Annotated in this window: 20 protein-coding genes and 1 pseudogene; 7 read left to right on the forward strand and 14 right to left on the reverse strand. The window is 73.9% G+C overall.

Features of this window, described 5'->3' with window-relative positions; all coding sequences use genetic code 11:
* The 5 genes and pseudogenes from AC07DA_RS08375 to AC07DA_RS08395 all read right to left on the reverse strand — a co-directional run.
* A pseudogene (locus AC07DA_RS08375) lies at positions 1 to 541 on the reverse strand (SWIM zinc finger family protein); the annotation flags it as partial.
* 40 nt (positions 542 to 581) lie between these two features.
* Positions 582 to 3,464 (reverse strand): SNF2-related protein, encoded by a 2,883-nt coding sequence (locus tag AC07DA_RS08380; RefSeq protein WP_479125755.1) that lies wholly within the window; start codon positions 3,462 to 3,464, stop codon positions 582 to 584.
* 85 nt (positions 3,465 to 3,549) lie between these two features.
* Entirely contained in the window at positions 3,550 to 4,131 is a 582-nt protein-coding gene (locus AC07DA_RS08385) for a sugar kinase (RefSeq protein WP_479125757.1), read from the reverse strand.
* A complete protein-coding gene (locus AC07DA_RS08390) occupies positions 4,128 to 5,276 on the reverse strand; it encodes an ROK family glucokinase (protein WP_479125758.1) in 1,149 nt (382 codons plus the stop codon). Before AC07DA_RS08390 ends, AC07DA_RS08385 begins: the two co-directional genes overlap by 4 nt.
* Positions 5,277 to 5,409: 133 nt before the next feature.
* On the reverse strand, positions 5,410 to 6,147 hold the full coding sequence (locus tag AC07DA_RS08395; protein WP_479126105.1) for a GntR family transcriptional regulator: 738 nt from the start codon (positions 6,145 to 6,147) through the stop codon (positions 5,410 to 5,412).
* Positions 6,148 to 6,275: 128 nt separating this feature from the next.
* On the opposite strand from AC07DA_RS08395, the gene AC07DA_RS08400 reads away from it, so the two are divergent.
* Complete coding sequence (locus AC07DA_RS08400) at positions 6,276 to 7,298, forward strand: Gfo/Idh/MocA family protein (RefSeq protein WP_479125760.1); 1,023 nt, start codon at positions 6,276 to 6,278, stop codon at positions 7,296 to 7,298.
* 14 nt (positions 7,299 to 7,312) lie between these two features.
* On the opposite strand, the gene AC07DA_RS08405 is transcribed toward AC07DA_RS08400, so the two are convergent.
* Together AC07DA_RS08405 and AC07DA_RS08410 are read right to left on the reverse strand one after the other, a co-directional pair.
* A complete protein-coding gene (locus AC07DA_RS08405; RefSeq protein WP_479125762.1) occupies positions 7,313 to 7,996 on the reverse strand; it encodes a response regulator transcription factor in 684 nt (227 codons plus the stop codon).
* 298 nt (positions 7,997 to 8,294) lie between these two features.
* Positions 8,295 to 9,569, reverse strand: a complete 1,275-nt coding sequence (locus AC07DA_RS08410; RefSeq protein WP_479125764.1) for a sensor histidine kinase — start codon at positions 9,567 to 9,569, stop codon at positions 8,295 to 8,297.
* A 179-nt stretch (positions 9,570 to 9,748) separates the two neighbouring features.
* On the opposite strand from AC07DA_RS08410, the gene AC07DA_RS08415 reads away from it, so the two are divergent.
* Complete coding sequence (locus AC07DA_RS08415; RefSeq protein ID WP_479125766.1) at positions 9,749 to 9,949, forward strand: hypothetical protein; 201 nt, start codon at positions 9,749 to 9,751, stop codon at positions 9,947 to 9,949.
* Positions 9,950 to 10,003: 54 nt separating this feature from the next.
* On the opposite strand, the gene AC07DA_RS08420 is transcribed toward AC07DA_RS08415, so the two are convergent.
* Positions 10,004 to 10,402: a ribonuclease domain-containing protein gene (locus AC07DA_RS08420; RefSeq protein WP_479125768.1), complete on the reverse strand. Its 399-nt coding sequence runs from the start codon at positions 10,400 to 10,402 to the stop codon at positions 10,004 to 10,006.
* Positions 10,403 to 10,509: 107 nt separating this feature from the next.
* On the reverse strand, positions 10,510 to 11,157 hold the full coding sequence (locus AC07DA_RS08425) for a dihydrofolate reductase family protein (protein WP_479125770.1): 648 nt from the start codon (positions 11,155 to 11,157) through the stop codon (positions 10,510 to 10,512).
* A 169-nt stretch (positions 11,158 to 11,326) separates the two neighbouring features.
* Here AC07DA_RS08425 and AC07DA_RS08430 point away from each other — a divergent pair, with 169 nt between their 5' ends.
* On the forward strand, positions 11,327 to 12,070 hold the full coding sequence (locus tag AC07DA_RS08430) for an SDR family oxidoreductase (protein ID WP_479125772.1): 744 nt from the start codon (positions 11,327 to 11,329) through the stop codon (positions 12,068 to 12,070).
* Between the two features lie 288 nt (positions 12,071 to 12,358).
* Here the strand turns inward: AC07DA_RS08430 and alc are convergent, their stop codons facing one another.
* Together alc and allB are read right to left on the reverse strand one after the other, a co-directional pair.
* On the reverse strand, positions 12,359 to 13,474 hold the full coding sequence (gene alc, locus AC07DA_RS08435; protein WP_479125774.1) for an allantoicase: 1,116 nt from the start codon (positions 13,472 to 13,474) through the stop codon (positions 12,359 to 12,361).
* A gap of 37 nt (positions 13,475 to 13,511) precedes the next feature.
* Entirely contained in the window at positions 13,512 to 14,852 is a 1,341-nt protein-coding gene (gene allB / locus AC07DA_RS08440) for an allantoinase AllB (protein WP_479125776.1), read from the reverse strand.
* 260 nt (positions 14,853 to 15,112) lie between these two features.
* Here allB and AC07DA_RS08445 point away from each other — a divergent pair, with 260 nt between their 5' ends.
* Entirely contained in the window at positions 15,113 to 15,910 is a 798-nt protein-coding gene (locus AC07DA_RS08445) for an IclR family transcriptional regulator (RefSeq protein WP_479125778.1), read from the forward strand.
* Positions 15,907 to 16,593, forward strand: a complete 687-nt coding sequence (locus AC07DA_RS08450; RefSeq protein ID WP_479125780.1) for a DUF6304 family protein — start codon at positions 15,907 to 15,909, stop codon at positions 16,591 to 16,593. The genes AC07DA_RS08445 and AC07DA_RS08450 overlap by 4 nt, the downstream gene beginning before the upstream one ends.
* Positions 16,594 to 16,609: 16 nt before the next feature.
* Here the strand turns inward: AC07DA_RS08450 and AC07DA_RS08455 are convergent, their stop codons facing one another.
* A complete protein-coding gene (locus tag AC07DA_RS08455) occupies positions 16,610 to 16,903 on the reverse strand; it encodes a DUF5955 family protein (protein ID WP_479126107.1) in 294 nt (97 codons plus the stop codon).
* A 231-nt stretch (positions 16,904 to 17,134) separates the two neighbouring features.
* Here AC07DA_RS08455 and AC07DA_RS08460 point away from each other — a divergent pair, with 231 nt between their 5' ends.
* Positions 17,135 to 17,746 (forward strand): nucleotidyltransferase family protein, encoded by a 612-nt coding sequence (locus AC07DA_RS08460; protein WP_479125782.1) that lies wholly within the window; start codon positions 17,135 to 17,137, stop codon positions 17,744 to 17,746.
* Positions 17,747 to 17,951: 205 nt separating this feature from the next.
* On the forward strand, positions 17,952 to 19,577 hold the full coding sequence (gene aceB / locus AC07DA_RS08465; RefSeq protein WP_479125784.1) for a malate synthase A: 1,626 nt from the start codon (positions 17,952 to 17,954) through the stop codon (positions 19,575 to 19,577).
* A gap of 26 nt (positions 19,578 to 19,603) precedes the next feature.
* On the opposite strand, the gene AC07DA_RS08470 is transcribed toward aceB, so the two are convergent.
* Positions 19,604 to 19,873: an Rdx family protein gene (locus tag AC07DA_RS08470; protein ID WP_479125786.1), complete on the reverse strand. Its 270-nt coding sequence runs from the start codon at positions 19,871 to 19,873 to the stop codon at positions 19,604 to 19,606.
* Positions 19,870 to 20,784, reverse strand: a complete 915-nt coding sequence (locus AC07DA_RS08475; protein ID WP_479125788.1) for a HipA family kinase — start codon at positions 20,782 to 20,784, stop codon at positions 19,870 to 19,872. The genes AC07DA_RS08470 and AC07DA_RS08475 overlap by 4 nt, the downstream gene beginning before the upstream one ends.
* Between the last annotated feature and the right edge of the window lie 167 nt (positions 20,785 to 20,951).

Here is a 20,951-nt window from a genome sequence, read left to right on the forward strand (position 1 = left end):
GGCGCCCCTGCCGAGCCGCCGAGCCCTGCTCGCCATCCCGCACCCCGGCGGATGCGTCGGCCGCGACCCTCCCGGCGTTGTCCTGCTGCCGACCCTCTTGCTGAGTCTCCGAAGCGGCTTCGCCGTCCCGCGCTCTGGTCGATGCGTCGGCCGGGGCCGTCTCGGCGGGAGCCTCCTGCGGATCGCCTCGGTGAGCCGCCGGAGTGCGTCCGCCTTCCCACTCCGTGGGTGCGCCGGCCGAGGCCTTCCCGGGGAGGTCCTCACGCGGATCGCGGAACGCCGAGGGCTCGGTCGGCATGCCGGAGGCACGGGTGGTCTCCGCCGCTTCCCGCTCGTCTGCCGGGCCCTCGCCGCCCGGGCCGCTCCCCCGCTGCTCCGCCACCGCCTTCCGCAGCGCCTCGCGGGCGACGTCCCCGGGACGCGGGGCCTGCCGGGCCGGGGGTTCCCCGCCCGGGGGCGGCGCCGGGTGCGGGTCCTGGGCCGCCCGGGACCTGGCCTCGCGCAGGGCCCGGCGGGCCTCGTCGGCCGGGCGCGCGCTCACGGCCTGCTCCCCGCGGCGGAGACGGATACCTGACGGCGCGTCATGACGGCCTCCGCAGGGACACCAGGTCCGACAGCTCGCGGTCGGTCAGTTCGGTGAGGGCCGACTCGCCCGAGCCGAGGATCGCGTCGGCGAGGGCGCGCTTGGCGTGGAGCATCTCGGCGATGCGGTCCTCGACCGTGCCCTCGGTGATCAGGCGGTGGACCTGGACCGGCTGGGTCTGGCCGATGCGGTAGGCGCGGTCGGTGGCCTGCTCCTCGACGGCCGGGTTCCACCAGCGGTCGAAGTGCACGACGTGACCCGCGCGGGTGAGGTTCAGGCCCGTGCCCGCCGCCTTGAGGGACAGCACCAGCACCGGGGTCGAGCCCGCCTGGAAGCGGTCCACCATGCGCTCCCGCTCCGGGACGGGCGTGCCGCCGTGCAGGAGGTCGACCGGGACCGCGCGGCCGGCCAGGTGCGAGGTGATCAGGCGGGCCATGCCGACGTACTGGGTGAACACCAGGGCGGAGCCGTCCTCGGCCAGCAGGGTGTCCAGCAGCTCGTCCAGCAGGGCGAGTTTGCCGGAGCGGGCGGCGAGCCGGTCGCCCGGTGGTGCGTGCTCCTCCTTCAGGTACAGCGCCGGGTGGTCGCAGATCTGCTTCAGCGACGTCAGCAGCTTCAGCACCAGGCCGCGGCGCGCCATGCCCTCGGCCGTTTCGATGGCGAGCATCGACTCGCGCACCACGGCTTCGTACAGCGCGGCCTGTTCGCGCGTGAGCGGGACCGGGTGGTCGGTCTCGGTCTTCGGCGGCAGCTCGGGGACGATGCCGGGGTCGGACTTCCTGCGGCGCAGCAGGAAGGGGCGGACGAGGCGGGCCAGGCGCTCCACCGCCTGCTCGTCCTCGCCGGTCTCCACGGCCCGGGCGTGCCGGGCGCGGAAGGACTTCAGCGGGCCGAGCAGGCCCGGGGTGGTCCAGTCGAGCAGGGCCCACAGCTCGGAGAGGTTGTTCTCGACGGGCGTGCCCGTGAGGGCGACCCGTGCCGGGGCGGGGATGGTGCGCAGCGCCTTGGCCGTGGCCGAGTAGGGGTTCTTCACGTGCTGCGCCTCGTCGGCGACGACCATGCCCCAGGCCTGCTCGGCCAGGGCGGCCGCCGCCGAGCGCATCGTGCCGTAGGTGGTGAGGACGAAACCCCCGTCCAGGCCGGCCAGGCTGCGGTCGGGGCCGTGGAAGCGGCGGACGGGGACGCCGGGGGCGAAGCGGTTGATCTCGCGCTGCCAGTTGCCGAGCAGCGAGGCCGGGCAGACGACCAGGGTCGGTTCCCGGCGGGCGCGCTTGAGGTGCAGCGCGATGAGCGTGACGGTCTTGCCGAGGCCCATGTCGTCGGCGAGGCAGCCGCCGAGTCCGAGGGAGGTCATCAGGTCGAGCCAGGCCAGGCCGCGCAGCTGGTAGTCGCGCAGGGTGGCGTGCAGGCCGGGCGGCGGGGCGGCCGGGCGGATCCCGGCGGTGAGGCGGTCGCGCAGGGTGGCCAGGGCGCCGACCGGGACGGCCTCCACCGTCTCGCCGTCCACCTCGGCCGTGCCCGTGAGGGCGACGGACAGCGCATCCACCGGGTCGAGCAGGCCGAGGTCCCGTTTGCGGGCCTTGCGGACCAGGGCCGGATCGACCAGCACCCAGCGGTCCCGCAGCCGGACGACCGGCCGGTGCGCCTCGGCGAGGGCGTCCATCTCGGCGTCGGTGAGCGGGTCGCCGCCGAGCGCGAGCTGCCAGCGGAAGCCGAGCAGGTCCTCGCTGTCGAAGAAGCCGGTGCCGTCGGTCGCGGAGCCTGGCGCGGGGCGGACCACCGCCGTGGCGGACAGGTCCTGCGCGAGGTCCCTCGGCCAGTGCACGGCGACGCCGGCCGCGGCGAGCCGGGTGGCGGCGATGCCGAGCAGGTCGCTCAGCTCCTCCTCGCCCAGGGCCAGCACATCGGGCACGTCCTGGTCGGAGAGCCGGTCCAGTGGCGGCCAGACCCGGGCGGCGCGGCGGACCGCGAGGGCGGCGTCCACGCGCGCGCGAGGGCCGAAGGCGTCACCGGCCTCGCCCGCCCACAGGGCCGCCGCGTCGGCCACGAGGGTGGGGTCGGCGAGGCTGTGCACCTGGACGACGGCCGCACCGGCGCTGCGCGCGCCGTCGGCGGAGGCGTCGTCGAACAGGTCGTAGGCGGACAGGTCCAGGCGGAGCGAGATGCGCACGCCCGCGTCCATGCCGGCGGCGACCTCGGCGGCCCAGTCGTGGGCGCCGGGCAGATGGGTGGCCTCGCGGGCGGCGAAGGGGCGGCCGGTGCTGTGGGGCGCGGCCGGGGTGCGCGGCAGCGTGTCGGCGACCGCGTCCAGGAAGGCGCGCACCAGCGCTTCCGGCTCGGGCAGGAGGATCGGGCCCGGGCCGGGCAGCGGGACCGCGTGGCCCTCGTAGGGCAGGGCGGCGGCGATCGCGCGCAGGTGGGCGATGTCGTCCGGGTCGAGGGGGCCCGCGCGCCAGGCGTCGTGTCCGGTGGCGGTGAGGCCGGGCAGCAGCCGCCCGCGCGCGGTGAGCCGCAGGGCGTGCAGGGCGGCCGCGCCCCAGCAGGCGGTGGCGGGGTGGGCCGCCGGGTCGTGCCGGGCGCGGACCAGCAGGGGCAGGGCCGTTTCCACCGGCAGGGACAGCGCCGGGGTGGTGCGCCGGCGGATCGCCGATCCGTGCCGTCGGACGACGGTCAGTTCCATGGCGTCGGTCGGTTCCGTGGCGTCGGTCGGGTGCGCGTCGTCGGTCGGTTCCGTGGCGCGGGCTGGCAGCGGTCCGCCGTCGGGGTCCCAGAACGCGACGCGTCCCTCGCGCGGCAGCGGCGCGGGCAGGAAGACGGCCGGGAGCCGGACCGGGACCGTCGCGTCCCCCGCCCGCTCGGCCACCGCCGCCGTGTCGCCCATACGTCCTGCCACCTCCCGCCCGCCTGTCGGATCAGTTGTCTCCGACTCTACGGGCGGGGTCTGACAATCGGCTCCGGCAGCGGGGTCAGGGCACGGTCCGGGACACGACGTACACCCAGGGGTACGCCGGGTTGGACAGGTCCACGACGACGTCGTGCGTGGGCGCCGGGTTCTTCTGCCGGTGGACGAAGCCGTACCACCCGTCGCCCTCGGGGAACTTCCAGCCGGTGATCTTCCGGTCACGGGCGCCGATCGTGATGTCGCCCTTCCTCAGATCCGCGCGGGTCACGCCCAGGCCGGTCAGGTAGGCGTCCAGACCGGCCGTGTTGGTCTCGAACTGGGCGTACAGGCGGCTGGTCTTCCAGTTGTTGGTCTCGTAGTAGGCCACGTGCCAGGCCGGATGCGGGATGGGCACCTGGTAGATGCGGCGCTGGAGCTTGGAGGGCCAGCCCTCGGTGAGGCCGGTCGCCGAGTACTTGGCCTCCTTGTCCTTGCCGCTGTCGCGGCTCTGGTTGGCGGAGATCACCAGGTACCCGGCCGGGATGCCGATGAGCAGCACGATGGTCAGCAGGGTGAGCGCCCTGCGGCGGATCATGTGGCGGCGGTCCTCGACCGGGCGGTCCGGGCCGCCGGGCCAGGGGCCCTGGTGGGGCAGGGAGGCGGTCACAGCGTCTCCTGGCTGCTGCGCAGCGACTGCGTGTACCGCTCGTAGCGCTCGTAGCGCTCCACACGGCGGCGCTTGGCGCGGCGGAAGCGGCGGGCGACCAGCCGGGCGAGGTCGGCGGCGCCGACCATGCCGGCCTCGGGGCCCAGCTGGGCGCGCACGATGCGGGCCTCGGGGCGGTAGCCGCGGCCGGTGAGGTGCCGCTTGAAGGCGTCGCGGGCCGGGCCGATCAGCAGGTCGTCGGCGGCCGAGACGCCACCGCCGATCACGAAGCAGGAAGGGTCGAGGGCGGCGGCGAGGTTGGCGATGCCGACGCCGAGCCACTGCCCGATGTCCTGGAGCAGTTCGATGCACATGGCGTCGCCGTCGCGGGCCAGCTCGGTGATCATCGGGCCGGTGATGTCGCCGATGCTGCCCTTGACGTGCTCGATGATCCCGTAGGCGACCGGGGAGTCGGCGGCGGCCAGCTCGCGGGCCTCGCGGACCAGGGCGTTGCCGGAGCTGTACTGCTCCCAGCAGCCGCGGTTGCCGCACGGGCAGCGGTGGCCGCCGGGCACGACCTGCATGTGGCCGAACTCGCCGGCGACGCCGTACTTGCCGCGCTTGACCTGGCCGTCCTCCAGGATCGCGCCGCCGATGCCGGTGCCCAGCGTGATCATCACCAGGTGGTCCTCGCCGCGGCCGGCGCCGAAGCGCCACTCGGCCCAGGCGGCGGTGTTGGCGTCGTTGTCGACGAGCACGGGGACCGCGAGCCGGTCGGCGATGCGGTCGCGCAGGGGTTCGTTGCGCCACGACAGGTGGGGCGCGAACAGCACCCGGTTGCGGTCGGCGTCGACCCAGCCGGCCGCGCCGATGCCGACGGCGTGCACGTCGTGCCGGTCGGACAGGTCCAGCACCAGCTCGACGATGGTGTCCTCGACGACCTTGGGGCTCTTGGACTTGTCCGGGGTCTCCGTGCGCAGCTTCTCCAGGATGTTGCCGTCGGCGTCGACGACGCCCGCCATCACCTTCGTACCGCCGATGTCGATGCCGACCGTGGGCACGCGGGGGGCCGTCAGGTGTGAGCGGCGCTCCCTGGTGCCGACCGTGCGGAGCACGGTGGCACGGCGGGAACCGATGGGGGCGGTGAAGTCGCGGTAGGTGCTCATCGCGCCCGATTCTGCCTCACGGCGGGGGTGCGTGCGGAGCGGGGCGGGCGCGGGGTGGTGCGGGTCATGGCCGGGTGCGGGCGGGCCGGGGCCGGTCGCGCCGCTGCCCGCGCAGCCGGGTGGCGCGTCCCTCTCACGTCCGCACGAGCAACTGGAATTCGAAGGAGTAGCGGGTCGGGCGGTAGGTGTGGGTGCCGTACTCCACGGCGCGGCCCGTGTCGTCGAACGTGACGCGCTGCATGGTCAGCAGGGGTGCGCCCGGTTCCTCGGCCAGTCGCTCGGCCTCCGCCTGGTTCGCCGCCCGGGCGCCGATCGACTGGCGGGCGCTGTGGAGGGTGATGCCCGCCGCGCGCATCAGGCGGTACAGGCCCGTGGTCTCCAGCTGGTCGGTGTCGAGGTCGATCAGGCCGGGGGGCAGGAAGTTGCAGAGGTGGGCCATGGGCTCGCCGTGGGCGAGGCGGAGGCGTTCCACGCGGTGGACGTCGCTGTCCTCGGCGACTCCGAGGGCGGCGGCGACCTCGGCGGAGGCGGGCACGACCGTGTTGACGAGGACCTTGGTGGCGGGGCGCTGGCCGGCCGCCTCCAGGTCGTCGTAGAGGCTGCTGAGCTCCAGGGGGCGCTTGACCTGGCTGTGCACGACCTGGGTGCCGACGCCCCGGCGGCGGACGAGGAGGCCCTTGTCGACGAGTGACTGGATGGCCTGGCGGACGGTCGGCCGGGACAGTCCGAGCCGGGCGGCGAGCTCGATCTCGTTGCCCAGCAGGCTGCCGGGCGTCAGCGTGCCGTGCTCGATCGCGGCCTCCAGCTGCTGGGACAGCTGGAAGTACAACGGCACGGGGGAGCTGCGGTCCACGCTGAGCTCGAGCTGCACGGTCGGGTCCACTTCTGGTTTCGGCACCCGCTGAGCGTAGCTCCGTGCGTTGTTGACGGGAAGTCGTGTAGTCAGATTGTCCGGACATACGGATTGACAGGGGCGGGCCGTGCCCGCACTTTGTTCCCATGCGCATCGGCGTCATCGGTACGGGCCGCATCGGCACGATCCACGCGAACACCCTCAGCAGGCACCGCGACGTGGGGTCCTTGATCCTCACGGACGCCGATCCCGCGCGGGCCCAGGACCTGGCCCATCGCCTGGGCGAGACGGCGGCGCCCGGTGTGGAGGAGATCTTCCGCTGGGGGGTCGACGCCGTGGTGATCACGACCGCCACGTCGGCCCACGCCGAACTGATCGGTCGGGCAGCACGCTCGGGCCTGCCGGTGTTCTGCGAGAAGCCCATCGCGCTGGACCTGCCGGGGACGCTGAGCGCGATCGCCGAGGTCGAGACGGCCGGGACGGTGCTCCAGATGGGCTTCCAGCGCCGCTTCGACCCGGGCTACGCCGGTGCGCGCGAGGCGGTGCGCTCGGGCCGGCTGGGACGGCTGCACACCGTGCGGGCGCTCACCAGCGACCAGGCGCCGCCGCCGGCCGCGTGGCTGCCGGTCTCGGGCGGGCTGTACCGGGACACGCTGATCCACGACTTCGACGTGCTGCGCTGGGTGACCGGCCGCGAGGTGGTGGACGTGTACGCGACCGGGTCGGACGCCGGGCCTTCGATGTTCCGCGAGGCCGGGGACGTCGACACGGGCGCGGCGCTGCTCACCCTCGACGACGGCACGCTGGCCACGGTCACCGGGGCCCGGCTGAACGGGGCGGGCTACGACGTGCGCATGGAACTGGCCGGGGAGCGCGACCAGATCGCGGTGGGTCTGGACGACCGCACGCCGATCGCGTCCACCGAGCCGACCGGGCCGCCGGCCGCGGACAAGCCGTGGACGGGCTTCCTGGAGCGGTTCGGCCCCGCCTACGAAGCCGAGCTGAACGCGTTCGTGGAGGTCGTGCGGGGCGGGCGGGCCAACCCCTGCGACGGGCGGGAGGCCCTGCAGGCGCTGCGGGTCGCCGAGGCGTGCGAGGTCTCGCGCCGGGAGCGCAGGCCGGTGCGGCTCGTGGAGATACCCGGCGGGGCCGCCGCCGCGTTCGCCTGAGCGGGCCCCGCCGCTCAGCCCTCGTCCTCCTGCTGCCCCTCGTCCAGGAGCCCGGCGTCGTAGGCGAGCAGCGCGATCTGCACGCGGTTGTTGAGGCCGAGCTTGGCCAGGATGCGCGAGACGTGCGTCTTGACGGTGGCGACGCTCAGGTAGAGGCCGGCGGCGATGTCGGCGTTGGACAGGCCCCGGCCGACCGCGACGGCGACCTCGCGCTCGCGGTCGTTCAGCCCGGCGATGCGCGTGCGGGCGCGGGTGCGGCGGGTGTCGGCCGCGGTGCCTGCGGCGTGCCGCATCAGCTGGCGGGTGACCGTGGGCGACAGCACCGGGTCGCCGGCCGCGACGCGGCGCACCGCCGCGAGGATCTCGGCCGGCGGGGTGTCCTTCAGCACGAACCCGGCGGCGCCCGCGCGCAGTGCCCGCAGCACGTGTTCGTCGGCGTGGAACGTGGTGAGGACGACCACCTGCGGGGCCTTGTCGCGGGCGCGCAGCCGCTCGGTGGCCGTGAGGCCGTCTACCGTCGGCATCCGGATGTCCATGAGCACGACGTCGGGGCGGGTGCGGTCGACGAGGGACTCCACCTCGCCGCCGTCGGCGGCCTCGCCGACGATCTCGATGCCGTCGGCCCCGCCCAGCATGAGGGACAGCCCGGCCCGCACCAGCGGATCGTCGTCGACGAGGAGGAGTCTGATCGCAGTCATGGCCCCTACGTAATCACGGCGCGGCAGTCTGTCCGGACCCCCGGAGAAGGCCGGCCGGCCCGGGCCGGCGGCAGCCCTCGGGCGCGACTCGCGGAAGGCCCGCCTGGACAGGACGGCAGCGCCACCCGCCGAACACCCTCCCCCGTCGGAGACAGGCATCGGGGTCCGGCACGCCCGAGCCAGGCGGCGGCCGGTACGGCACCGGCGGCGGCGCCACCGTCGCCCTACCGCCGCGGCGCCCGGCCCTCCACGGGCCTGCACACGGTGCCGACGGCAGGCCCCGGGGACGCTCCGGCCCTCACCTCCACGGCAGCCACGCCCGCACCTCGAACCCGCCCCCCGGGGTGGGGCCGTGCTCCAGGCGGCCGCCCGCGAGGGTCGCCCGTTCCGTCAGGCCGATCAGGCCCTGTCCGGAGCCGGGGACCGGGGGCACGTCCCCCACGGGCGCCGGGTTGCGCACGCGGACGGTGAGGCCGTCACCCGGCGCTCCGCCGACCGACACCGTGACCTCCGTGCCGGGGGCGTGCTTGCGGGCGTTGGTCAGGCCCTCCTGGGCGATCCGGTAGGCGGTGCGGCCGACGGACGACGGAACGGCGTCCGGCTCGTCGACGCGCAGGTCGAGGGCGACCTTCATGCCCGCCTCCCGTGACTCGGCGACCAGCGCGTCCAGTGCCCCCAGCGTCGGCTGGGGCCGGCCGGTGTCGTCCGGCCCGGCCGTCCGCAGCACGCCGATGATCTCCCGCAGGTCCTGCAGTGCCTCGTGCGCGCTCTCCCGGATCACGCCCGCCGCCCGGGCCGTCTCCGCCGGGGGCGCGTCCGGCCGGAACTCCAGGGCGCCCGCGTGCACGCTGAGCAGCGTCAGCCGGTGCGCGAGCACGTCGTGCATCTCGCGCGCGATGGCCTCGCGGGCGAGCCGCTGCGCCTGCTCGGCCCGCAGCCGCGCCTCCGTCTCGGCCCGCCGGGCACGGTCCCTGAGACTCACCATGAGCTGCCGCTTGGCCCGTACGAACATGCCCCAGCCGATGATCGTCACGGTGAGCAGCATGGCGAACGGCACGCTCACCAGGTAGGGGATGTCCACGTCGGGGCGCAGCCAGTAGTAGAGGGGGATCAGCGCCGTGTTGACGCCGCCCACCCAGGCCGCGTACCGGAAGGGGCGGTGCACGGCCAGGGTGAACAGCGCGATGATGCCGGCGCCGCCCGCGGTGTCCGAGACGAAGGTGGCGGGGACCATCGCCACCGCCAGCCCCAGCGGCCAGCGGCGCCGCAGCCAGACCGCCGCGCAGGCCAGCGCGCCCACCACCTGGTCCACGACGGCGAGCCCCGGTCCGACGCGCGGGTTCTGGTGGAGCGCGTCGAGCGCCGTCGCGCCCAGGATCACGGCGAACAGGAAGCACGAGAAGTCCACGACCCAGTCGCGGGCGGTGCGGCGGGGCCGCCGCCCGGCGCCCGCGGCGTCGGGGTCGAGCTCGTGGAGCAGGGCGGAGGGGATGAACCACCGGCGTCCGGTGAACAGCGCCGGTGTCTCCTCGGTCGGTACCGGGGAGGTCCGCCCCGCGTTCTCACCATTCACGGTCGACGAATCTACGCAGCCCGCACCGGTTTGACGGCCCAGCGGGCCGGATCGTCGACCAAAGTCGTCCCGCCGCGGACTTTCGGCGACGCCGGCCGGCCGGAACAGCGACGTCCGTCCCGGGGTGCTCGTCCCGCGGCCGATGTGGGTGGGGGGTCCGCTGGCCGAGGCTCGGGAGCATGAAGCAGCTACTGGAGATCCTCGGCTTCCTCGCCCTGGTGCAGGGCGTGGCGGGCCTGGTGCACGAGTTCACCGACTGGGACTGGGGCCTGGTGCAGCGCCTGGGGTTCCTGGACGGCTACGAGATCTACGCGAGCGTCACCCTGCTGGTGCTGGGCGTCGCCCTGTTCGCGGCGGCCGGGAGCCGGACGTCCGGGTGAGGTCCGCCGGACGCGACGGGCTCCCGGCCGGTGTCCGCCGAGCGGCGGCCGGGTTCAGCAGCCGTGGTCGACGAGGTCGAACGACGCGTAGTGGTCGGCCGTGTAGTAGTCCTCCTGGCCGCGCTCCCCGGTGACGATGCGCCGGGCACCGCGGGTGGGGGAGCCCGGGGTGATGACCGTGTACTCGTGGTAGTAGCCGGACGGCCGGCTGAGCAGGATGCCCTCCCGGTTCCGGAAGACGGTGCCGTCCTGGTCGAACGGGTAGGGGCCGCCCTGCTCGATCAGGTCGAGCGTGTCGTGGGCCTGCGACGGCAGGGCGCTGTAGCAGATGTCGCCGACGGCGGTGGGGGCCGCTTCGGCGGTGCTGGTGGCGGTGGCGGTACCGCCGACGAGGAGAGCGGACACGAGGGCGGCTGCCGCACCGAGCCGCGAGGCGCGTGGGGGGAGGTTCACGGGCTCATGATGACGCGCACAGAGAGTGGCATGTCAATGACAAAGCGAGGGCAGGCCGAAGGTTTCACCCGTCAAGTGCGAGTGCTTCTCGGGTGGTTCACCTGCCGCTACCGGGCGCCCGGCCCGCCCTGGACGTTCTCCGGCAGTCCGAATTCGCCGTACTGGGGGCGGCCCGCCACGTCGTACGTCTGCACCGACACGCCCGCGCCGGTGACACTGCCCCCGGCGTGCTCGAAGGCGGTCGGCGCGGCGCCCTCGGGGAACAGGCGGAAGCCCGAGCCGAGCACGACCGGGAAGATCAGCAGGTGGAGGGTGTCGAGGAGGCCCGACGCCAGCAGGGAGCGGACCAGGGCCCCGCTGCCGTGCACCTGGACCTCGCCGTCGGTGCGCTCCTTCAGGGCGGTGACCTCCTCGGCGAGATCGCCCGAGAGGACGGTGGTGCCCGCCCACCCGGGATCGGTCAGGGTGGAGGAGGGGACGTACTTGGGCAGGGAGTTGAGCTTGGAGGCGACCGGGTCGGCGGGGTCGGTCACCTTCGGCCAGTACGTGGCGAAGATGTCGTAGGTCCGGCGGCCCAGCAGGAAGGCGGCCGGGCGGGCGAAGACCTCGTTGACGAACCGGCCGAAGTCCTCGTCGGCGTACGGAAAGCTCCAGCCGCCGTGTGTGAAACCGCCGCGGGTGTCCTCCCGCGGGCCGCCGGGGCCCTGGTAGACGCCGTCGAGGGTGACGAAGAGAGTGGAGACGATCTTGCCCATGGCGGGTGCCTTCCTTCCGGGTCCCGTGGGGTCGTGAGGCCGTGGTGCCATCGGTTCAGACCCCGTCGGGCCCCGCAACTCATCGCTGGGCCGACCGGCGGGCCGGGCCGGTGAGCTCGACGTCCGTTCGCCGCCAGCGCCGCCACCGGCCGGCGGCTGGGATGGAGGCATGACTTCTCCAGGAACTCTTGACGGCAAGGTGGCTCTCGTGACCGGCGGGAGCCGTGGCATCGGCGCGGCGGTGGCTCTGCGGCTGGCCCTGGAGGGCGCGGACGTGGCGGTCGGGTACGTGCACGGGAAGGAGGCGGCCGAGGAGGTTGTCCGGGCCGTGGAGGCGCGGGGGCGGCGGGCGGTGGCCCTGCGCGCGGACGCGGCGGACCCGGCCGAGGCCGCCGGTGTGGTGCGCGCGGCGGCCGAGGCGCTGGGCGGGCTCGACGTGCTGGTGAACAACGCGGGCGTGGGGGTGCTCGGGCCGCTGGAGACCCTGTCCCTCCCGGAGGTGGACCGGGTCCTCGCGGTGAACGTCCGCGGCGTCTTCCTGGCCTCCCAGGCGGCGGCCGCGCTGATGCGCGAGGGCGGGCGGATCATCACCGTCGGCAGCTGCATCGCCCAGCGGGTGCCGGGGCCGGGCGGAACGCTCTACGCGATGAGCAAGGCCGCGCTGACCGGCCTGACCAAGGCGCTGGCCAGAGAGCTGGGGGGACGGGGCATCACGGCGAACCTCGTCCATCCCGGCCCGATCGACACGGACATGAACCCGGCGGACGGTCCCTACGCGGCCGGGCAGGCGGCGATGACGGCGCTGGGCCGCTTCGGCACGGCCGGGGAGGTCGCCTCGACGGTCGCGTACCTGGCGAGTGCCACGTTCGTGACGGGGGCGGAGTTCGCCGTGGACGGCGGGCACGCGGCGTGAAGCACGTGGCCGCACGTCGGCGCCACGCCCTGCCTGTGCGGCACGTCCGACCGCGCGTGACACGCGTGCGGTCGGGCTGACGTACCGTCAACATCTGCCGTACGGCTGACACTCGGTCGCACGGCAGACGCCCCGTCGACCCGGGCGGTACGACCGACGCCCGTACCGCATGCGGCCCGCCGGACAGCGCGTGTGCGGGGGTTGGGGGCCCGTGCCACATGGGGCGGGCCCGTGGGGGCGGACCGGTGCTGTCGTGCCGGTGCGCCCCCACGGGCTGGTGGAGCCGGTTCAGCCGCCGAGCTCCTGGTGACGCGCGGTCAGGCGGGTCGTGCCCTCCTGGGTGAGGGAGCCGAACAGACGCAGCCGGGAGATGCCGCCGTCCGGGAAGATGTCCACGCGCGCGTGCGTGCCCACGGCCGGCTCCGGCAGGACGAAGCGGTGGTTGGTGTCGGGCTGGAGGCGGGTGCGGGGCAGGATCTCCCGCCAGTCGCCGTCCTCGCCGTCCCGGACCGACACCGCCGCCCAGCCGGCGCTGTTGCCCTTGAGGTAGGCGGTGTCGATCTCCAGGGCGCGGATCTGCGCCTGGGCGGCCAGCCGGTAGCGGATCCAGTCGTGGCCCCGGTCGCGGCGGCGGCGCGTCTCCCAGCCGTCGTCCATCTTGCGGGAGCGGCCCGGCTGGATGGTGTTGGTGGCGGGCGAGTAGAAGAGGTCGGACGCGTCCTCGACCCGGCCGCCGTTCTCCAAGGCGACGATGTCGAAGGTGCCGAGCGCCGCCAGCCACGCCGGGTCCGGGACGACCTCGCCGTACACGCGCAGACGGGCGATGCCGCCGTCGGGGTGCTGGTTGACCCGCAGGTGGGTGAAGCACTGCTCGGCGGCGACGGCGAAACCGTTCGCCGCGTGGCCGCCGACCGCGGTGCGCGGCACCAGGGTCGTCCACTTCACGTCGTCCCCGAGGAGTTCCTCCGGCGACGGGGAGCCGGGCACGCGGGTTCCCTCCACGGACACGGCCTGCGGGTAGTTGCCCCGGAAGTGGGCGGTGTCGACGACGATCCCGCGGACGACGCCGGGGGCGCCGAGGCGGACCAGCGCCCAGTCGTGGTCCTCGGCGGCCGGCCAGGGGTGCTCGGCGGACGCGCCCCGGCGGCGGCGCGTCTCCCAGCCGTCCATGATCTTGCCCTTGTGCCCGAAGTGCTCCGGGTCGAACTCGGCGCGCCCGGGCACCAGCAGGTTCTCGCGCTGGGCGAAGAACTCGTCGTTGGCGGCGATCACTCCGGCCCCCAGGCGCCGGTCGGCGAGGTTGGCGTACTGGGTGAAGGGGAAGTCGGCGGTGCGGTAGTCCGCGTAGGGGTCGCCGCCTCCGTAGGGGTTCGCGTCGCCGGTGAAGCTGGGAATCGCCGTCACGGTGATCAGTTCGTCCTTTCGGTGTCCGGTAGGGGATTCAGTGGGTCCGGGTGAGGAGCCGCCCCTTCGGTTCGGTGAACTCGCCGTCCGCGACGATGCGCTGCCCGCGCAGCCAGGTGGACTTCACGACGCCGTACAGGGTCCTGCCGGCGTAGGCCGTGACGCGGTTGCGGTGCTGCAGGGAGGCCGGGTCGACGGTGAAGGTCTCGTCGGGGGCGAGGACGGCGAAGTCGGCGTCGCGGCCGGCGGCGATGGCGCCCTTGCGGTCGTCCAGCCCGACGAGTGCGGCGGTGCGCTCCGACATCCAGCGGACGACGTCCTCCAGGCCGTGCCCGCGCCTGCGCGCCTCGGTCCACACCGCCGCGAGACTCAGCTGGAGCCCGGAGATGCCGCCCCAGGCCGTCGCGAAGTCGTCGGTCTTGAGGTCGGCGGTGGACGGGGAGTGGTCGGTGACGACGCAGTCGATGGTGCCGTCGGCCAGCGCCCGCCAGAGCAGGTCCTGGTTGGCGGCCTCGCGGATCGGCGGGCAGCACTTGAACTCGCTGGCGCCGTCGGGGACTTCCTCGGCGGTGAGCGTGAGGTAGTGGGGGCAGGTCTCCACGGTGATGCGCACGCCCTCGGCCCGCGCCTCGGCGATCATCGGCAGGGCGTCGCTGGAGGACAGGTGCAGTACGTGCACCCGGGCGTCGAGGGCCCTGGCCTCGCGGATGAGCTGGGCGATGGCCGTGTCCTCGGCGTCCCGGGGCCGGGAGGCGAGGAAGTCGGCGTACCGGGGGCCGGGTTGCTGCGGGGCGGAGGCGAGGAGACGGGGGTCCTCGGCGTGCACGATGAGCAGGCCGTCGAAGGCGGCGATCTCGGCCATCGCGCGGGCCAGCGGGTCGCGCTCCAGGTGCGGGAACTCGTCCACGCCGGACGGCGACAGGAACGCCTTGAAGCCGAACACACCGGCCTCGTGCAGCGGGCGCAGGTCCTTGAGGTTGTCGGGCAGGGCACCGCCCCAGAAGCCGACGTCGATGTGGGCCTTGTCGACGGCGACCCGCTGTTTGGTGCGCAGGTGGGCGACGGTGGTGGTGGGCGGCAGGGAGTTGAGGGGCATGTCGACGAGGGTCGTGATGCCACCGGCCGCCGCGGCGCGGGTGGCGGTCCAGAAGCCCTCCCACTCGGTGCGGCCGGGGTCGTTGACGTGGACGTGGGTGTCGACCAGGCCGGGCAGCAGGACGTGGTCGCCCAGGTCCTCCAGGCGGGCGCCGCCGGGCACCGGGGCGTCGTACGGGAGGACGGCCGTGATCGTCCCGCCGGAGACCGCGACCGTCGCGGCGCGGGTCCCCTCGGGAGTGATGACACGCGTCGAGCGGAGCACCAGTTCAGCGTCGGACACCCGGACCCCTTACTTCCACGCCTGTTGCGGCGTCTGTTTCCGCGTAACGAAATTCAACTTTCTGTTGAAGGAGTCTTCACTCCCTCACGCGCGTCGTCAAGGGCACACTGGACCGCGGCGCCCTTCCGCGAACAACGCTGGACGTTTCCACAAAGCGGAATTAAACTTCCAGCAAGCAGAACGTAGCTACGTACAAGCGGGGAGTCAACCGGCTGCCGGGTAGGCTTCAGCTCTTCCGCCAGTCCCGAAAGGAACGCGCCGTGCCGACGTCCAGCGCCAGCACCACCGACTCCGCCCGGTCCTCCTCCAACGGCGGGGTCCAGTCCCTGGAGCGCGCCTTCGACCTGCTCGAACGGATGGCGGACGCGGGCGGCGAGGTCGGCCTGAGCGAGCTGTCCGCGAGCAGCGGGCTGCCCCTGCCGACCATCCACCGCCTGATGCGCACCCTGGTGGCCTGCGGGTACGTACGCCAGCAGCCCAACCGGCGCTACGCGCTCGGCCCCCGCCTGATCCGCCTCGGCGAGTCCGCGTCCCGGCTGCTGGGCACCTGGGCGCGGCCGTACCTGGCGCGGCTGGTCGAGGAGACCGGCGAGACGGCGAACATGGCCCTGCTGGACGGCGACGAGATCGTGTACGTGGCGCAGGTGCCGTCGAAGCACTCGATGCGCATGTTCACCGAGGTCGGCCGGCGCGTGCTGCCGCACTCCACGGGCGTGGGCAAGGCCCTGCTGGCCGGCTTCCCGCCGGAGGAGGTGCGCGCGCTGCTGGCCCGTACGGGCATGCCCGCCGCGACCGACAAGACGATCACGACGCCCGACGGGTTCCTCGCGGCCCTGGAGGACGTACGCCGCCAGGGGTACGCCATCGACGACAACGAGCAGGAGCTCGGGGTCCGTTGCCTCGCGGTCCCGGTGCCCGACTCCCCCACCGCGGCGGCCATCTCCATCTCCGGCCCGGCGGGCCGGGTCACGGAGGCGGCGACGGAGAGGATCGTGCCGGTGCTCCGGCAGGTCGCCGGTGAACTGTCGCGGGCACTCGCCAGCCAGAATCCCGCATGAGCGGCTTACAGCGCCTGCCGGGCCGCTACACCGACCGGCACGGAGCACAGGAGGTCGTCTTCGAGTCCGACGGCCGGGAGCTGATCCGGACGACGATCAGGGGCGTCCGCTTCGAGGGCGAGTCGATGGACGCGCTGGGCGCCCTCAGCGGTGAGCCGCCCGAGGAGATGTTCCGCTTCCTCGACGGTGACCTCTGCTCGTGCCTGCTGGAGTGGGAGGTGCCGCTGCGGGTGGACGTCGCCGGTCAGGGCACCCGGACGGGCGTGCTGCGCTGTGCCCTGCGGCTGGGCGACCCCCGCCCGGCCCCGGGCCGGGGGCTGGACGAGCAGAGCCTGACCGCCGCCCTGCGACTGGACGGGCACGCGTACGGCGACCCGGCGGACCACGACGACTTCGAGGCGGCCCTGTACGGCATCCAGCGCCGGCTCCCGCCCGGGGCCCGGCTCCGGGCGTGTATCGCGTGCGCCTGGTCCGACTACAGCCCGGCGGGGCACGGACTGATGGCCGGTCTGGCCTGCTTCCGGGACGCGAAGGACCGCTACCGCCGGGTCGACGGCAAGCACGGCCCGCACGGCATCTTCGCGCTCTGGCCGGAGCTCACGGAATTCGTGCAGGAGACCCACCTGTGCGGGGAGTTCGAGCCCCGCGGTGCGCACGGCGGCTACCGGGGCCCCTTCCCGTAGCGGCTCGCGGACCGCGCTACCCCTGCCCGCGCACCGGTCCCCCGAACAGATCCACCGCCCGGCGGACCTCCGCCAGGCCGGGGGACAGCGCGCTCACCGAGCCGATCGCACCGGCGATCAGCAGCAGGGAGCGGCGCAGCCGCGGGATCTCGGAGGCGCCGCCGGCGGCCATGGCCGCGAGGGCGGCCAGTTCCTCCTCGGCGATGGTCCGGTCGGCGAACTCGCCGGGATGGGCGGCGAGGCGGCGCCGCAGCCGGGCCACGGCGGAGCGCAGCTCCGTCACCCGCGGGTCCTCGTCGCCGCCGGTCACCGGCCGCTGGCGCTTCCGCTCCACGCTCCGCAACACAGTCCTCCCCCTCGCACCTCGTCGTGCGCGTGCCGTGCCGGCACGAAGCCCTCCGCACCGGGCAGTGCCCGCCCACCCGGCCGGTCGGTGCGGGCGACAGTAAACGACGCGGGCCGCCGGGCGCCAGTCCATTGCGTCATCGACTTGTTCCGCTGCGTGACGTCCGGGGCCGAGCTCGTGCGGTATGCAGGATCCATGATGACGAGGAAGACGACGGACGGGGCGGATGTCGTGGCCCTGCTGCTGGCCGCGGGAGGCGGGCGGCGACTGGGCGGACGCCCCAAGGCGCTGCTCCCGCACCGAGGGCGCCCGCTCGTGGAGCACGCGGTGCGGGTCCTGCGCGAGGGCGGCTGCGCCCGGGTGCACGTGGTGCTGGGCGCGCGGTCGGACGAGGTGCGCGCCCGCGCCGATCTGACGGGCTGCGTCCTCGTCGACAACCCCACGTGGGAACAGGGCATGGGCACGTCCCTGCGGGCCGGGCTGGAGTCGCTCGCCGGCACGGGCGCGCGGGCGGCCCTGGTCTCGCTCGTCGACCAGCCCGGCATCGGCCCCGAGGCGGTGGCCCGGGTGCTGGGCGCCCACGCGGGCGAGCGGTCCCTGGTGTCGGCCGCGTACGACGGGGAGCGCGGCCACCCGGTGCTGTTCGGTGCCGCCCACTGGGCGGGGGTCGCCGCGACTGCCACCGGGGACCGGGGGGCACGCGCCTACCTGCGAGAGCACGGGCGGTCGCTCACGCTCGTGGAGTGCGCCGACGTGGCCCGGCCCTTCGACATCGACACCGAGGCCGACCTGGTCCACCTGGAGTGAACGGGGTGGCACGGAGCGCCACCTTGCCTCGACCCAGAGAATCTCGACGTCAACAGACGATTGAACTTCCACCATGAGGAAACTACTATCCACTGTTCAGAAGCGCCCGACGGCTCCCCGGGCGCTGAACGCCGTATCCGGGAAGACTGGCACCGGGTGCCACCTCCGGCTCGTCTTCACAGCTCGCTGAAGGAAGTGACCGTCCATGTCCGCTCCAGCGCCGTCCCCGCTGGCCATCGTCGACGCCGAGCCCCTGCCCCGGCAGGAGGAGGTCCTCACCGAAGCGGCGCTCGCCTTCGTGGCCGAGCTGCACCGGCGGTTCACACCCCGGCGTGACGAACTCCTCGCCCGCCGCGCCGAGCGCCGCGCCGAGATCGCCCGCACCTCCACGCTCGACTTCCTCCCGGAGACGGCCGCGATCCGCGCCGACGACTCCTGGCAGGTCGCCCCGGCCCCGGAGGCCCTGAACGACCGCCGGGTGGAGATCACCGGCCCCACCGACCGCAAGATGACCATCAACGCCCTCAACTCGGGGGCGAAGGTCTGGCTCGCGGACTTCGAGGACGCCTCCGCGCCCACCTGGGAGAACGTCGTCACGGGCCAGCTCAACCTCATCGACGCCTACACCCGGAACATCGACTTCACGGACCCGGGGTCGGGCAAGTCCTACGCGCTGAAGGCGAACGAGGAGCTCGCCACGGTCGTCATGCGCCCACGCGGCTGGCACCTGGACGAACGGCACCTCGTCGACGCCGACGGCACCCCGGTGCCCGGCGCGCTCGTCGACTTCGGGCTGTACTTCTTCCACAACGCCCAGCGCCTGCTCGGCCTCGGCAAGGGCCCGTACTTCTACCTGCCCAAGACGGAGTCCCACCTGGAGGCCCGCCTCTGGAACGACGTGTTCGTCTTCGCGCAGGACTACCGCGGCATCCCGCAGGGCACCGTGCGCGCCACCGTCCTCATCGAGACCATCACGGCCGCGTACGAGATGGAGGAGATCCTCTACGAGCTGCGCGACCACGCCTCCGGGCTGAACGCGGGCCGCTGGGACTACCTGTTCTCCATCGTCAAGAACTTCCGGGACGGCGGCGCGAAGTTCGTGCTGCCGGACCGCAACGCGGTGACGATGACGGCCCCGTTCATGCGGGCCTACACCGAACTCCTCGTCCACACCTGCCACAAGCGCGGGGCGCACGCCATCGGCGGCATGGCGGCCTTCATCCCCTCCCGCCGGGACGCCGAGGTCAACAAGGTCGCCTTCGAGAAGGTCCGCGCCGACAAGGACCGCGAGGCGAACGACGGCTTCGACGGCTCCTGGGTCGCCCACCCCGACCTGGTGCCCATCGCCATGGAGTCCTTCGACAAGGTCCTCGGCGACAGGCCGAACCAGAAGGACCGGCTGCGCGAGGACGTCCACGTCGAGGCGGCCGATCTCATCGCGATCGACTCGCTGGAGGCCAGGCCCACCTACGCCGGCCTGGTCAACGCCGTGCAGGTCGGCATCCGTTACATCGAGGCCTGGCTGCGCGGCATGGGCGCGGTCGCCATCTTCAACCTGATGGAGGACGCGGCCACCGCCGAGATCTCCCGCTCGCAGATCTGGCAGTGGATCAACGCGGGGGTCGTCCTCGACAACGGCGAGCAGGTCACCGCCGAGCTGGCCCGCAAGGTCGCCGCCGAGGAACTGGCGAACATCCGGGCCGAGATCGGCGAGGAGGCCTTCGCCGCGGGCAACTGGCAGCGGGCGCACGACCTGCTGCTGCAGGTCTCCCTCGACGAGGACTACGTCGACTTCCTGACGCTGCCGGCGTACGAGCAGCTCAAGGGCTGAGCAGCCGGCACCACCCGAAGGAGCTCCTACCGCTCCGAGTGGCCCAGGGTCCTGCCCGGGGCCACTCGGTCGCGCACGGCCCTCTTCACGGCCGTCGGCTCGGGGAAGCCCTGCGCGCGGCGGTCCCAGACGACCTCGTCGCCGACGCGGACGACGAACACCCCGCCCGTGCCGGGCTTCAGGGCCAGTTCCGTCAGTTCGGCCTCGAAGGTCGTGAGCAGCTCCTGCGCCAGCCAGGCCGCGCGGGGCAGCCAGCGGCACTGGGTGCAGTACTCGATCTCGACACGGCCACTCATCCGAGGTGCACCGACCAATCCTGTCGGGCCGCGGGCTTGCCGTGCAGGTCCGGGACCTGCTTGAGCCACGCGGGGCGTCCTTGCTGGTTGCGCGCCGCCCGCAGGGCCTCCTCGGCGGCGAGCTCCTCCCGGCTGGGGAAGTCCGTCGGCAGCCACGCCGCGGACGCCCGCACGCGCGCGTGGAGGTACGCCACGTACGCCTCGCGGGCGGCGTCCGGCGTGGCGAAGGCCGGATCGTCGGCGAGCCAGGGGTCCGGGACCTCCGCCAGGATCCCGCGCAGCAGCTCCTCGGTGACCCGCGGGGCGAGCGCGGCGTCGGCGGCCCGGACGTCGGGCGCGTAGTGGCCGAGGGCGTGGTGGCGGAAGTCGTAGGACTTGGCGGGGTCGGTGCCGTCCCAGCGGTGGTGGAAGACGAGGGCGGCGCCGTGGTCGATCAGCCACAGGCGCGGCGGCGCCACGCCCAGGGTGGGCCAGACCATGAGGTTGGAGCTGTGGACCGTGCGGTCGACGTTGACGGTCAGGGCGTCCAGCCAGACGATCCGCCCCGCCTCCAGCGGATCGACGGGGAAGGCCCGGGCCACCTCGGGGGTGAAGTCCCGGGCGCCCGGCAGGTAGTCCATGCCGAGGTTCACACCGGCGCTGGCCGCGTGCAGCCCCCGCACCTCCTGGTGCGGCTCGTCCCGCGCGATCGCCGGGTCGAAGTGCACCAGGACCAGCTCCGGGAACCGCAGCCCGAGCGCCCGGGCCAGCTCGCCCACGATCACCTCGGCGACCAGGGCCTTGCGGCCCTGCGCGGAACCGGTGAACTTCACGACGTACGTACCCAGGTCGTCCGCCTCGACGATCCCGGGGACGGAACCGCCGGAGCGCAGGGGCTCGATGTAGCGGGTGGCGGTGACCTCGGTCAGCATGCCCCCACCGTACCGGGCGGCAGGACCGTCGAAACGATCATCCGCCCGGCCGCGGCGAGGAGGTCCCGCGCGTCAACGGCCGGGCCCGCATCCTCACCGGCGCCCGGTTCTTCGACCCCATGGGCGACGGCGGCCGGCGCCCCGCCTTGCCCTGCTCCTGCAGCTCG

It is taken from the genome of Streptomyces sp. NPDC044921, assembly GCF_056432865.1.

Coding starts and splice junctions, on each gene's coding strand:
- AC07DA_RS08380 (WP_479125755.1), bottom strand. CDS start 3,464: ATGGGCGACACGGCGGCGGTGGCCGAGCGGGCGGGGGACGCGACGGTC.
- AC07DA_RS08390 (WP_479125758.1), bottom strand. CDS start 5,276: ATGAGCACCTACCGCGACTTCACCGCCCCCATCGGTTCCCGCCGTGCC.
- AC07DA_RS08400 (WP_479125760.1), top strand. CDS start 6,276: ATGCGCATCGGCGTCATCGGTACGGGCCGCATCGGCACGATCCACGCG.
- AC07DA_RS08405 (WP_479125762.1), bottom strand. CDS start 7,996: ATGACTGCGATCAGACTCCTCCTCGTCGACGACGATCCGCTGGTGCGG.
- AC07DA_RS08415 (WP_479125766.1), top strand. CDS start 9,749: ATGAAGCAGCTACTGGAGATCCTCGGCTTCCTCGCCCTGGTGCAGGGC.
- AC07DA_RS08425 (WP_479125770.1), bottom strand. CDS start 11,157: ATGGGCAAGATCGTCTCCACTCTCTTCGTCACCCTCGACGGCGTCTAC.
- AC07DA_RS08430 (WP_479125772.1), top strand. CDS start 11,327: ATGACTTCTCCAGGAACTCTTGACGGCAAGGTGGCTCTCGTGACCGGC.
- AC07DA_RS08450 (WP_479125780.1), top strand. CDS start 15,907: ATGAGCGGCTTACAGCGCCTGCCGGGCCGCTACACCGACCGGCACGGA.
- AC07DA_RS08460 (WP_479125782.1), top strand. CDS start 17,135: ATGATGACGAGGAAGACGACGGACGGGGCGGATGTCGTGGCCCTGCTG.
- aceB (WP_479125784.1), top strand. CDS start 17,952: ATGTCCGCTCCAGCGCCGTCCCCGCTGGCCATCGTCGACGCCGAGCCC.
- AC07DA_RS08470 (WP_479125786.1), bottom strand. CDS start 19,873: ATGAGTGGCCGTGTCGAGATCGAGTACTGCACCCAGTGCCGCTGGCTG.
- AC07DA_RS08475 (WP_479125788.1), bottom strand. CDS start 20,784: ATGCTGACCGAGGTCACCGCCACCCGCTACATCGAGCCCCTGCGCTCC.